This is a genomic window from Pseudomonas palmensis (assembly GCF_017848315.1).
Classification (GTDB): domain Bacteria; phylum Pseudomonadota; class Gammaproteobacteria; order Pseudomonadales; family Pseudomonadaceae; genus Aquipseudomonas; species Aquipseudomonas palmensis.
In genome coordinates this window covers 80802-94108 of sequence record NZ_JAFKEC010000005.1, presented here as the reverse complement: position 1 = coordinate 94108, position 13307 = coordinate 80802, and the positions used below count along the sequence as shown (strand labels likewise).

Sequence of the window (13307 nt, the reverse complement as noted above, 5' to 3'; positions counted from 1 at the left end):
AATCAGGTCACGGCGCCGATCTGCCACGGCACGAACTCGTTCTGCCCGTAGCCGTGTTGCTCGCTCTTGCTGCGCTGGCCCGATGCGATGCGCAGCATCTGTTCGAAGATGTAGGCGCCGCGTTCTTCAATGCTGGTGGAACCGTCGGCAATGCCGCCGCAGTTCACGTCCATGTCTTCTTCCTGGTGCTCGAACACCCGGTTGTTGGTGGCCAGCTTGATCGACGGCGCCGGGGCGCAGCCGTAGGCCGAACCGCGACCGGTGGTGAAGGCGATCAGGTTGGCGCCGCCGGCGACCTGGCCGGTGGCCGACACCGGGTCGTAGCCGGGGGTGTCCATGAACACCAGCCCCTTGGCGCGCACGGCCTCGGCATACTGGTACACGTCCACCAGGTTGCTGGAGCCGGCCTTGGCCACGGCGCCCAGGGATTTTTCGAGAATGGTGGTGAGGCCACCGGCCTTGTTGCCGGCCGAGGGGTTGTTGTTGAGCTCGGCGTTCATGCGCTGGCAGTAGTCTTCCCACCAGTGGATGCGCGCGATCAGCTTCTCGCCCACTTCGCGGCTGACCGCACGGCGCGTCAGCAGGTGCTCGGCGCCGTAGATTTCAGGGGTTTCGGACAGGATCGCGGTGCCGCCCGCAGCCACCAGGCGGTCTACCGCATTGCCCAGCGCGGGGTTGGCGGTGATGCCCGAATAGCCGTCGGAACCGCCGCATTGCAGGCCCACGATCAGGTGCCGGGCGCTGACCGGCTCGCGGCGCACCTGGTTGGCGTCGGCCAGCAGCGCCTTGACCTGCTCGATACCGGCGGCGATGGTCTTGGAGGTGCCGCCAATGCCCTGGATGGTGAACGCGCGCAACTGGGCGCCGGCGGTCAGCCCCTGGGTCTGCATCAGGCTTTCGATCTGGTTGGTCTCGCAGCCCAGGCCGATGATCAGCACGGCGGCGAAGTTGGGGTGCACGGCATAGCCGCCCAGGGTGCGGCGCAGCAGGCCCAGGGCTTCGCCGCTGGGGTCGACCGCGCAACCGGCACCGTGGCTCAGGGCCACCACGCCATCGACGTTGGGGTAGTCGGCCAGCGCCTCGGGGTGGATATCTCGGCGAAAATGGTCGGCCACGGCACGGGCAACGGTCGCCGAGCAGTTCACCGAGGTCAGGATGCCCACGTAGTTGCGGGTGGCCACTCGCCCGTCGGCACGCACGATGCCTTCGAAGAAGGCTTCCCTGGCCGGCACGCTGTGGGCGTCTTCGCCAAAGGCGTAGTCACGGGCGAAGTCGCCCATCTCCACGTTGTGCACATGCACGTGTTCGCCGGCCTCGATGGGCTGCGAGGCAAAGCCGATGATCTGGCCATAGCGGCGCAGCGCCTCGCCCTGCTCCACGCGCTGGCTGGCCACCTTGTGTCCCGAAGGGATCGACTGGCGCACGGTGACCGCCTCGGCGTCCAGATGCAGGCCCTCGGGCAGCACCTGGCGGGCAATCAGCACGTTGTCCAGCGGGTTGAGGCGGATGACCGCAGGGTCTTCGCTGCTGCGGGTTCTGGCAATCAGGTGCATGGGACCTCTCAGGGCGCTACGGCAAGCTTCTTGTTATGGCATCACGCCCGTCTTGTGCGGGCGAATCTGCACCAACTGTAAGGAGCCGGCCGGCGTATTCCCAATGAGATGATCCGATCACGCGATAACCCTGGGTTATCGAAGTGCGAATTCTTGTTTCATTTATAGATCGTTTTATGACCCTCGGCCTGACGGCGCTGGCGGGCGAAGTCCAGCAGGATATCGGCGAACACCTGCGCCGAGCCGGTCAGCGGCTGGTCCTTGCGGGTGATGATGCCGTACTCCAGCGGTGCCAGGTGCAGCGGGGTCTGCAGCTCGCGAAACTGACCGCTGGCCAGCTGCGCCGCCACCATCGAGCGCGGCAGCATGGCGATCATCGGCCCCGACTGCAGCAGTTGCAGGAACATCGGCATCGAGATGGTATCCACGCTGTCGGCGGGGGTGGCGATGTTGGCAGCGCGAAACGCCCGCTCCAGGCGGTCGCGGATCGGCGTGCCGACCGGGTACAGCACCCACGGCCAGTCGCCCAGGGCCTCCAGCGGCGTGACCTCGAGCTGGTTGAGCGGGTGGCTGCTGTTGACCACCAGGCAGAAGGGCTCGGGCTCCAGTGCCTGAAAGTCGAACAACTGGGCGAAACGCGGTTCGGTGAAGCGCCCGATCATCAGGTCGAGCTTGTTCTGTTCGAGCATCGCCAGCAGGTAGTCGCTGGACTGCTCCACCACTTCTATCGACAGCAGCGGGCTGCGCGCCTTGATCGCGGCAATGGCCTGGGGCAGCACCACCGAGGTGGCGGCGAAGATGCCGCCCACCTTGATGAAGCCGTGGCCGCCCTTGCGCAGGCGATTGACCTGGTCGACGAAGGTGTGCGAGTCGGCCAGCGCGTTCTGCGCATAGCGCACCACGTACTCGCCCAGCTCGGTGGGCGGCATGCTGCGCGGCAGGCGTTCGAACAGGGCAAAGCCGAACTGCTCCTCGAGGTCGCGCAGCATCTTGCTCAGGGCTGGCTGGCTGAGGTTCATGCGCGAGGCGGTGGCGTGCATGTTGCGCGTGCGCGCCAGGGTGTCGATCAGCACCAGGTGCTTGAAGCGCACCCAGTTGCAGAAGCTGGAATGGGTAATGTCCGAGGGCATCGGCTCAGTGCCTCCTGAAGGTGGCGGCGCAGGTCATGTCATTGCGCCCGCAGGTAATGCAGCAGGGTGTTCAGCGCCACCGAGCGTGGGCGCGAACGCAGGGTCAGCAGGCCCAGGTTGACCATGCTGATGGGCAGCTCCACCGGCAGGATGGCGACCATGCCATAGCGCGCATAATGCTCGGCCACGTCGTTGGGCACCACCGCGATCATGTCGGAGGCTTCGAGCATGGCGGTGGTGGCCAGGATCGAGGCGGTCTCGACGATGTCCAGCGACTGCACCATGCCGCCGGCCTGCAGCGCGCTTTCCACGCGCCGGCGCATGGGGCTGCCGAGCGGGTGCAGGATCCAGGTGAGGCTCACCAGGTCGGCCAGTTGCAGCGCCGCAGCGCCGGCCAGCGGGTGCCCTGCCCTGGCGATCACGCGCATCTGCTCGCCGATGTCGAACAGCTCGATGTCCAGGTCCTGGCTGTCACCCTGGTCGGGCAGGCGCCCGAGCACCACGTCGAAGTCGCCGCGCAGCAGCGCCGGCAGCAAGGTGTCGCTGGTGCCCACCTCGATGCTGATGCGCACCTTGGGGTGGTCGCGCTTGTAGGCCAGCACCGCGCCGGTCAGCAGGCGCGGCACCGGGCCCATCACCGTGCCCACCCGCACCAGGCCCATGGCACCGCGGGCCAGTTCGGCGATCTGCGCCTGGGCGTGCTCGAACTCGTGCAGCGCGCCCTGGGCATAGCGGATCATCACCTCGCCATACAGAGTGGGCTGCATGCCCCGGGGCAGGCGCTCGAACAGGCGTACGCCCAGGCGCTCCTCCAACTGCTGCAACAGCAGGCTCGCCGCCGGTTGGGTGGTGTGCATCGCCGCTGCGGCGCGGCGCAGGTTGCCGAACTCGCCCAGGGCGTTGAGCAAGGTGATCTGGCGGCTGGAAATTTTCAGCGCGCCGAGGCTGCGTGGCAGCAGCGGATCGGCTTCAGGGCTCGCAGACATATCGAATTCGGTATCCCTGGTTAGGAAACCGCGATTATGCACGTATCGCTCGGCAACCTACAGTCGGGTCTCCAAGTGGTCACCGAGAACAAGAGCCCGCCATGAGCATTCGAATTACCCACCTGAGCGTTCGCGATATCCGTTTCCCTACCTCGCTGTCGCTCGACGGCTCCGACGCGATGAACAGCGCACCGGACTATTCGGCGTCCTACGTGGTGCTGCACACCGACAGCCCCCTGGAAGGCCACGGCCTGACCTTCACCATCGGCCGCGGCAACGAGATCTGCGTGGCCGCGATCCAGTCGCTGGCACCGATGGTGGTGGGCCTGACCCTGGAAGAGATCACCGCCGACATGGGCGCCTTCTGGCACAACTTCACCGTGGGCGACAGCCAGCTGCGCTGGCTGGGCCCGGAAAAAGGCGTGATCCACCTCGCCACCGCCGCCATCATCAATGCCGTGTGGGACCTGTGGGCCAAGCACGAAGAAAAACCGGTGTGGAAGCTGCTGGCCGACATGAGCCCCGAGCAGCTGGTGCGCTGCCTGGACTTCAGCTACGTCACCGACGTGATCACCCCCGAGGAAGCCATCGCCCTGCTGCGCCGCAATGCGCCGGGCAAGGCCGAGCGCGAGGCGCAGATGCTGCGCGAAGGCTACCCGGGCTACACCACCGCACCGGGCTGGCTGGGCTACAGCGAAGAGAAGATGCGCCAGCTGACCCGCGAGGCCGTGGCCGATGGCTGGACCCACGTGAAGCAGAAGATCGGCGCCAACCTGGAAGACGACATTCGCCGCGCCGGTATCCTGCGTGACGAGCTGGGCTGGGAACGCACCCTGATGATGGACGCCAACCAGGTGTGGGGCGTGGACGAATCGATCGAGAACATGCGCCGCCTGGCCGCCTTCGCACCGCTGTGGATCGAGGAGCCGACCAGCCCCGACGACATCCTCGGCCATGCCACCATTCGCCAGCGCATCGCGCCGATCGGCGTGGCCACCGGCGAGCACTGCCACAACCGGGTGATGTTCAAGCAGATGTTCCAGGCCGGTGCGCTGGACTTCTGCCAGCTCGACGCGGCGCGCCTGGGCGGGCTGAACGAGGTGCTGATCGTGCTGCTGATGGCGGCCAAGTACGACGTGCCGGTGTGCCCGCATGGCGGGGGTGTGGGTTTGTGCGAATACGTGCAGAATATCGCGCTGTTCGACTACATCGGCGTTTCGGCCTCGCTGCACAACCGCGTGCTGGAATACGTCGACCACCTGCACGAGCACTTCATCGACCCGGTGGTGATCCGCCGCGGCCGCTACATGCCACCGCTGCGCCCCGGCTACAGCATCGAGATGCACGCCGACACCCTGGAGCGCTACCAGTACCCGAACGGCCCGGTGTGGCTGGACATCGCCCGCACCTGATCGACACCCAAGCCCGCCGCCGCGCCCTGCGCGTCGGCGGGCCGCACCATCAATACCGGGGTTAACAATAATGACAATCCTCAATACCGCGACAGCGGCGGCCGCGCCCGCCGTGCCTGCCGAACAACGCCTGAACAGCCTGCTGCTGCGCAAACTGCTGCCGCTGCTGGTCATCGTCTACGTGATGAGCTTTCTGGACCGCACCAACATTGCCCTGGCCAAGGCCAGCATGGGCATCGACCTGGGGCTGTCGGCCGCTGCCTACGGCCTGGGCGCCGGGCTGTTCTTTCTGACCTACGCGCTGGCCGAGGTGCCGAGCAACCTGATCATGCACCGGGTGGGCGCACGTTTCTGGATCACCCGCATCATGATCACCTGGGGCCTGCTGTCGGCGGGCATGGCGTTCGTGCAGGGCGAGACCTCGTTCTACATCATGCGCCTGCTGCTGGGCGTGGCCGAGGCCGGGCTGTTCCCGGGGGTGATGCTGTACCTGACCTACTGGTTCGACCGCGAACAGCGGGCACGCGCCACCGGTTACTTTTTGCTGGGCGTGTGCCTGGCCAACATCCTCAGCGGGCCGCTGGGCGGTGCGTTGCTGCAGATGGACGGCTTGCTGGGCTGGCATGGCTGGCAGTGGCTGTTCGTGATCGAAGGCCTGCCGGCGGTGGCGCTGGCGTATGTGGTGTGGAAGAAACTGCCTGACGGGCCGGCCTCGGCCAAATGGCTGTCGGAGGCCGACAAGCGCGATATCGAGCAGCGCCTGAGCGCCGAAAAAGCCGCCGCACCGCCACAGACCCGCCTGAGCCAGATGTTTCGCGACAAGCAGATCTGGCTGGCGATCGCGGTGTACTTCGTGCACCAGATCACCATCTACACGGTGATCTTCTTTCTGCCGGGCATCATCGGCACCTATGGCAACCTGTCGCCGTTCCAGATCGGCCTGCTGACCTCGGTACCGTGGATTGCCGCCGCCATTGGCGCCGCGACCTTCCCGCGCCTGGCCACCACCCCCACCCGCTGCCGGATGATCATGTTCTTCGGCTTGCTGACCATGGCGGCGGGGCTGGTGATTGCCTCGTTCTCCAACTCGTTCATCGGGCTGGTGGGCTTTTCGCTGACGGCGCTGATGCTGTTCGTGGTGCAGTCGATCATCTTCGTGTTCCCGTCCAGCCGCCTGAGCGGCAGTGCACTGGCGGCGGGGCTGGCGTTCGTGACCATGTGCGGGCTGTTCGGCGGGTTCGTCGGGCCGTCGGTGATGGGGTTGATCGAGCAGACCACCGGTAGCACGCGCAACGGGCTGTGGGTGATCGCCGGCCTGCTGGTGCTGGCGGCGCTGATCAGCACGCGGTTGCGTCAGGGGCAGGAGGAGAAGGTTAAGGCCTGATCGGGTATCGGTAACGCGCTCATTCGCCGGCAAGGCCGGCTCCTACGGGTTGTGCATCTGCATGTAGGAGCCGGCCTTGCCGGCGAATGGCGTTCATATCATTCCGAATGATAGTTACCTTCGCCCCATTCGATTCGTTGTTAATAGTTACAAATCGCAGAATCCGCCCACTCTCAATACATTGGCGGATCTATCCATGGAACACTCACTCAAACCCTTGCGCTATCCCCTTGCTGCCCTGGCACTGGTGGTGATGAGTGCCTGTGGTCGTACCCCGGAGGCCCCGCAAGCGCCCGGTGCGCCGAAAGTCACGGTGGCCAAGGTGCTGGAGCAGCCCATCAACGAATGGGACGAGTTCACCGGCCGCCTCGAAGCCCCCGAAACCGTCGAAGTACGCCCGCGCGTTTCCGGCCAGATCGACCAGGTAGCCTTCACCGAAGGTGCCCAGGTCAAGAAAGGCGACCTGCTGTTCCAGATCGATCCGCGCCCGTTCCAGGCTCAGGTACGCCAACTTGAAGCCCAACTGCAACAAGCCCGCGCCACCGCCACCCGCAGCCAGACCGAAGCCCAGCGCGGCGAGCGCCTGCGCAGCAGCAATGCGATTTCCGCCGAACTCGCCGAGTCGCGCACCAGTGCCGCCGCCGAAGCCCGCGCCGGGGTGGCCGCGATCCAGGCGCAACTGGACCTGGCCAGGCTGAACCTGAGCTTCACCCGCGTGACCGCGCCCATCAGCGGCCGTGTCAGCCGCGCCGAGTTCACCGCCGGCAACATCGTCACCGCCGATGTCACCGCGCTCACCAGCGTGGTGTCCACCGACAAGGTCTACGCCTACTTCGACGCCGACGAGCGCGTGTACCTCAAGTACACCCAGCTGGCCCGCGACGGCCAGCGCGGCCAGAGCACCCCGGTGTACCTGGGCCTGTCCAACGAAACCGGCAACCCGCACCTGGGCCAGATGAACTTCGTCGACAACCAGGTCAACCCCAAGACCGGCACCATTCGCGGTCGCGCGGTGTTCGACAACAGCGACGGCCAGTTCACCCCCGGGCTGTACGCGCGCCTGAAACTGGTCGGCAGCGCCACCTATTCGGCCGTGCTGATCAACGACGAGGCCGTGGGCACCGACCTGGGCAAGAAGTTCGTGCTGGTGATGGACAAGGACAACAAGGCCGATTACCGCGCCGTGGAGCTGGGCCCCAAACTCGAAGGCCTGCGTATCGTGCGCAGCGGCCTGAGCAAGGAAGACCGCATCGTGGTCAAGGGCCTGCAGCGTGTACGCCCTGGCTCGCCGGTCAGCCCTGAAGAAACCCCGATGGCCAGCGACACCACCCTCGCCGCCCTCGCCCAGCAACGCCAGGCCCTGGAAGCCAGCACCCCGAGCAAGCCGGTCACGGTCAAGCTCGCCAGTGCCGCGGCACCACGCGGTTAAGGGACCAGACCGATGAATTTTTCCCAGTTCTTCATTACCCGGCCGATCTTCGCCGCCGTGCTGTCGCTGCTGATCCTGATCGCCGGCAGCATCTCGCTGTTCCAGCTGCCGATCAGCGAATACCCCGAGGTGGTACCGCCCACCGTGGTGGTGCGCGCCAACTTCCCCGGTGCCAACCCCAAGGTGATCGGCGAAACCGTGGCCGCGCCGCTCGAGCAGGCCATCACCGGTGTCGAGAACATGCTGTACATGTCCTCGCAGTCCACCGCCGACGGCAAGATCACCCTGACCATCACCTTCGCCCTGGGCACCGACCTGGACAACGCGCAGGTGCAGGTGCAGAACCGTGTGACCCGCACCCAGCCCAAGCTGCCCGAGGAAGTCACGCGTATCGGTATCACCGTCGACAAGGCCTCGCCCGACCTGACCATGGTGGTGCACCTGACCTCGCCGGACAACCGCTACGACATGCTCTACCTGTCCAACTACGCGATCCTCAACATCAAGGACGAGCTGGCTCGCCTGGGTGGCGTGGGTGACGTGCAGCTGTTCGGCATGGGCGACTACTCGCTGCGCGTGTGGCTGGACCCGAACAAGACCGCCTCGCGCAACCTGACTGCCAGCGACGTGGTGGCTGCCATTCGCGAGCAGAACCGCCAGGTGGCCGCCGGCCAGCTCGGTTCGCCGCCCGCCCCCGGGGCCACCAGCTTCCAGCTGTCGGTCAACACCCAGGGCCGCCTGGTGAGCGAAGAGGAATTCGAGAACATCATCATCCGCTCTGGCGCCGACGGTGAGATCACCCGCCTCAAGGATATCGCCCGGGTGGAGCTGGGCTCCAGCCAGTACGCACTGCGTTCGCTGCTCAACAATCAGCCGGCGGTGGCGATCCCGATCTTCCAGCGCCCTGGCTCCAACGCCATCGAGATCTCCGACGAAGTACGCGCCAAGATGGCCGAGCTGAAGAAGGACTTCCCCGAGGGCATGGACTACAGCATCGTCTATGACCCCACCGTGTTCGTGCGCGGTTCGATCGAAGCGGTGGTGCACACCCTGTTCGAGGCGCTGATCCTGGTGGTGCTGGTGGTGATCCTGTTCCTGCAGACCTGGCGCGCCTCGATCATCCCGCTGGTGGCGGTACCGGTCTCGCTGATCGGCACCTTTGCGGTGATGCACCTGTTCGGCTTCTCGCTCAACGCGCTGTCGCTGTTCGGGCTGGTGCTGGCCATCGGTATCGTGGTGGACGACGCCATCGTGGTGGTGGAGAACGTGGAGCGCAACATCGAGCTGGGGCTCAACCCGCTGGAGGCGACCAAGCGCGCCATGAGCGAAGTGACCGGGCCGATCATCGCCACCGCGCTGGTGCTGTGCGCGGTGTTCATCCCGGCAGCGTTCATCTCCGGCCTGACCGGGCAGTTCTACAAGCAGTTCGCCTTGACCATCGCGATTTCCACGGTGATCTCGGCGTTCAACTCGCTGACCCTGTCGCCGGCGCTGGCTGCGGTGTTGCTCAAGGGCCATCACGCCCCCAAGGACCGCTTCTCGAAACTGCTCGACCGCCTGCTCGGCGGCTGGCTGTTCAAGCCGTTCAACCGCTTCTTCGAGCGTGCCAGCCATGGCTACGTGGGCACCGTGGGCCGCGTGATCCGCAGCAGCGGCATCGCCCTGTTCGTGTACGCCGGGCTGATGGTGCTGACCTGGATGGGCTTTGCCGCCACCCCGACCGGTTTCGTGCCCGCACAGGACAAGCAGTACCTGGTGGCCTTCGCGCAACTGCCGGATGCGGCCAGCCTTGACCGCACCGAATCGGTCATCAAGAAGATGAGCGAGTTCGCCCTCAAGCAACCGGGTGTGGCCGATTCCATCGCCTTCCCGGGCCTGTCGATCAACGGTTTCACCAACAGCCCCAACAGCGGCATCGTGTTCGTCGCACTCAAGTCGTTCGACCAGCGCAAGGACCCCAGCCAGTCGGCCGCGGCGATTGCCGCCACGTTGAACGCGCAGTACGCCGACATCCAGGAAGCCTACATCGCGATCTTCCCGCCACCGCCGGTTCAGGGGCTGGGTACCATCGGCGGTTTCCGCCTGCAGATCGAAGACCGTGGCAACCTGGGCTACGAGGCGCTGTACAAGGAAACCCAGAACATCATCGCCAAGAGCCACAACGTGCCGGAGCTAGCCGGGCTGTTCACCAGCTACCAGGTGAATGTGCCGCAGGTGGATGCCGCCATCGACCGTGAGAAGGCCAAGACCCACGGTGTGGCGATCAACGATATCTTCGACACCCTGCAGATCTACCTGGGCTCGCTGTACGCCAACGACTTCAACCGCTTTGGCCGTACCTACCAGGTCAACGTGCAGGCCGAGCAGCAGTTCCGCCTGGATGCAGAGCAGATCGGCCAGCTCAAGGTGCGCAACAACCAGGGCGAGATGATCCCGCTGGCGACCTTCATCAAGGTCAGCGACACCTCCGGGCCCGACCGCGTGATGCACTACAACGGCTTCATCACCGCCGAGATCAACGGTGGCGCAGCCCCCGGCTACAGCTCCGGCCAGGCCGAACAGGCCATGGCAAAACTGCTCAAGGAAGAGCTGCCCAACGGCATGACCTTCGAATGGACCGAGCTGACCTATCAGCAGATCCTGGCCGGCAACACCGCGCTGTTCGTGTTCCCGCTGTGCGTGCTGCTGGCGTTCCTGGTACTGGCTGCCCAGTACGAGAGCTGGAGCCTGCCGCTGGCGGTGATCCTGATCGTACCGATGACCCTGCTGTCGGCCATTACCGGGGTGATCCTGTCCGGTGGCGACAACAACATCTTCACCCAGATCGGCCTGATCGTACTGGTGGGGCTGGCGTGCAAGAACGCGATTCTTATCGTCGAGTTCGCCAAGGACAAGCAGGCCGAAGGGCTCGACCCGCTGGCTGCGGTGCTGGAAGCCTGCCGGCTGCGGCTGCGCCCGATCCTGATGACCTCGTTCGCCTTCATCATGGGTGTGGTGCCGCTGGTGTTCTCCTCCGGGGCCGGCGCCGAAATGCGCCATGCCATGGGTGTGGCGGTGTTCTCCGGGATGATCGGGGTGACGATTTTCGGCCTGTTGCTGACCCCGGTGTTCTTTGTGTTGATCCGTCGTTATGTAGAGCGCAGCGAGGCCCGCAAGGCGGCCCGCCAGTTGCAGCTGGAGAACCAGGCATGAACCACTTGAAACTGTGGGCACCGAGCCTGCTGGTACTGGCCCTGGCCGCCTGTGCGGTCGGCCCGGACTACCAGGCCCCGCACACCGACGCCGCGCACCTGGCGGCGGCCGATGCGCAGGAGGCCAAGGCGGCCTTCGACCGCACCCGCTTCGATGCGATCTGGTGGCGTCAGTTCGACGACCCGGTCCTCAACCAGCTGGTGAGCCAGTCGCTGGCCGACAACCGCGAGCTGCGCGTGGCGTTTGCGCGCCTGAAAGCGGCGCGGGCGATTCGTGACGATGTGAGCAACGATGCACTGCCCACCGTCACCAGCCGCGCCAGCAGCGACCTGGGCAAGGGTCAGATACCTGGCCAGACCGACCGCCGGGTCAACAGCGAGCGCTACGACCTGGGCCTGGACATGGCCTGGGAGCTTGACCTGTTCGGCCGCATTCAGCGCCAGCTGGAAGCCAGCGAGGCGCAGGAGGCCGCGGCCCAGGCCGACCTGCAACAATTGCAGGTGAGCCTGATTGCCGAGCTGGTTGATGCTTATGGACAACTGCGCGGTGCGCAGTTGCGCGAGAAGATAGCCCTGGCCAACCTCAAGACCCAGCAGGATTCGCGCGGCATTACCGAAACCCTGCGTGATGCAGGGGTTGGCAACGAACTGGACGTGGTGCGCGCCGATGCGCGCCTGGCGGCGGTAGAGGCCAGCGTGCCGCAGCTGCAGGCCGAGCAGGTGCGTGCGCGCAACCGCATCGCCACCTTGCTGGGGCAGCGGCCGGATGCGTTGAGTGTCGACCTGTCGCCGGCGCAGTTGCCGGCGATTGCCAAGGCCCTGCCGATTGGCGACCCGGGCGAACTGCTCAAGCGTCGCCCGGATGTGCGCAGTGCCGAGCGCCAGCTGGCGGCGGCCACGGCGAATGTTGGGGTGGCCACGGCCGACCTGTTCCCGCGGGTGAGCCTGAGCGGCTTCCTGGGCTTTACCGCAGGGCGTGGTTCGCAGTTGGGGTCGAGTGCGGCGCAGGCGTGGGCACTGGGCCCGAGCATCACCTGGGCGGCGTTCGACCTGGGCAGTGTGCGGGCGCGTCTGCGCGGCGCGAATGCCGAGGCCGAGGGTGCGTTGGCGACCTATGAGCAGCAGGTGCTGCTGGCGTTGGAAGAGTCGGAGAATGCGTTCAGCGATTACGCCAAGCGTCAGCAACGGCTGATGGCGCTGCTGCGCCAGAGCGAGGCGAGCCGCAAGGCCGCGGACCTGGCGTCGATTCGTTACCGTGAAGGTACGGTGGATTACCTGGTGCTGCTGGATGCCGAGCGTGAACGGCTCACTGCCGAGGACGCGCAGGCGTTGGGCGAGGTGGACCTGTATCGCGGGATCGTGGCGATCTACAAGGCACTCGGTGGTGGCTGGCAGACCGACAGCGTGGCTGCGGCGAACTGATTCAGAGCTCCTTTGGTTGGTTAGCACCGACCACTTTGCCCCGCCATTGGCGGGGCTTTTTTTTGTGGCCTGAACGCAGTTTGCCTGTCGCCGTACGGCAAATCGCGGGTCAAGCCCGCTCCCACAACGGCTACGGTGATCCTTGTGGGAGCGGGCTTGACCCGCGATTGGGCATAACTGTCAGTAGTAGGCGTTTTCTTTCTGCGAATGGTCGGTCACGTCACGCACGCCCTTGAGCTCCGGAATGCGTTCGAGCAAGGTGCGCTCGATGCCTTCGCGCAAGGTAACGTCGGCCTGGCCGCAACCCTGGCAACCACCGCCGAACTGCAGCACCGCAATACCGTCCTCGACCACTTCGATCAGGTTGACCTGACCGCCGTGGCTGGCCAGCCCCGGGTTGATCTCGGTTTGCAGGTAGTAGTTGATGCGCTCGTTGATCGGGCTGTCGGCATTGACCATCGGCACCTTGGCGTTCGGCGCCTTGATGGTCAGCTGGCCGCCCATGCGGTCGGTGGCGTAGTCCACCACCGCATCCTCCAGAAACGGGATGCTGACCGCATCCAGGTAGGCGGTGAAGGACTTGAGCCCCACCGCTTCGTCTTCCGGCTTTTCTTCACCTGGCTTGCAGTAGGCAATGCAGGTTTCGGCGTAGTTCGTACCCGGCTGGGTAATGAAAATGCGAATGCCAATGCCTGGGGTATTCTGCTTTTCCAGCAGATCGGCCAGGTAATCGTGCGCGGCGTCGGTAATCGTTATGGCGCTCATGTAAGTTCCTCACAGACTTGTGCGCAGTTTACGCC

Annotated in this window: 9 protein-coding genes; 5 read left to right on the top strand and 4 right to left on the bottom strand. The window is 65.4% G+C overall.

Features of this window, described 5'->3' with window-relative positions; genetic code table 11:
• Positions 1-2: 2 nt before the first annotated feature.
• The 3 genes from JZZ72_RS04955 to JZZ72_RS04945 all read right to left on the bottom strand — a co-directional run bounded on the left by JZZ72_RS04955 (position 3) and on the right by JZZ72_RS04945 (position 3669).
• A complete protein-coding gene (locus tag JZZ72_RS04955; RefSeq protein WP_210014113.1) occupies positions 3-1553 on the bottom strand; it encodes a UxaA family hydrolase in 1551 nt (516 codons plus the stop codon).
• Positions 1554-1711: 158 nt separating this feature from the next.
• Positions 1712-2683, bottom strand: coding sequence for a LysR family transcriptional regulator (locus JZZ72_RS04950; protein WP_054914326.1), 972 nt, complete (start codon positions 2681-2683; stop codon positions 1712-1714).
• A gap of 38 nt (positions 2684-2721) precedes the next feature.
• A complete protein-coding gene (locus JZZ72_RS04945) occupies positions 2722-3669 on the bottom strand; it encodes a LysR substrate-binding domain-containing protein (RefSeq protein WP_054914325.1) in 948 nt (315 codons plus the stop codon).
• Positions 3670-3770: 101 nt separating this feature from the next.
• Between JZZ72_RS04945 and JZZ72_RS04940 the strand changes: the two genes are divergently transcribed.
• From JZZ72_RS04940 to JZZ72_RS04920, 5 genes are all read left to right on the top strand, one after another.
• The gene (locus tag JZZ72_RS04940) at positions 3771-5081 is read left to right on the top strand and encodes an L-fuconate dehydratase (protein ID WP_043864071.1); all 1311 of its coding nucleotides are present in this window, start codon (positions 3771-3773) and stop codon (positions 5079-5081) included.
• A 70-nt stretch (positions 5082-5151) separates the two neighbouring features.
• Positions 5152-6465, top strand: coding sequence for an MFS transporter (locus tag JZZ72_RS04935; RefSeq protein WP_058540344.1), 1314 nt, complete (start codon positions 5152-5154; stop codon positions 6463-6465).
• A 196-nt stretch (positions 6466-6661) separates the two neighbouring features.
• Entirely contained in the window at positions 6662-7894 is a 1233-nt protein-coding gene (mexE, locus tag JZZ72_RS04930) for a multidrug efflux RND transporter periplasmic adaptor subunit MexE (RefSeq protein ID WP_043864073.1), read from the top strand.
• A gap of 12 nt (positions 7895-7906) precedes the next feature.
• A complete protein-coding gene (locus JZZ72_RS04925; protein WP_054914324.1) occupies positions 7907-11086 on the top strand; it encodes an efflux RND transporter permease subunit in 3180 nt (1059 codons plus the stop codon).
• The gene (locus tag JZZ72_RS04920) at positions 11083-12507 is read left to right on the top strand and encodes an efflux transporter outer membrane subunit (RefSeq protein ID WP_043864075.1); all 1425 of its coding nucleotides are present in this window, start codon (positions 11083-11085) and stop codon (positions 12505-12507) included. Before JZZ72_RS04925 ends, JZZ72_RS04920 begins: the two co-directional genes overlap by 4 nt.
• A gap of 180 nt (positions 12508-12687) precedes the next feature.
• Here the strand turns inward: JZZ72_RS04920 and nfuA are convergent, their stop codons facing one another.
• On the bottom strand, positions 12688-13272 hold the full coding sequence (nfuA, locus tag JZZ72_RS04915; protein WP_058540345.1) for a Fe-S biogenesis protein NfuA: 585 nt from the start codon (positions 13270-13272) through the stop codon (positions 12688-12690).
• Positions 13273-13307: the final 35 nt, after the last annotated feature.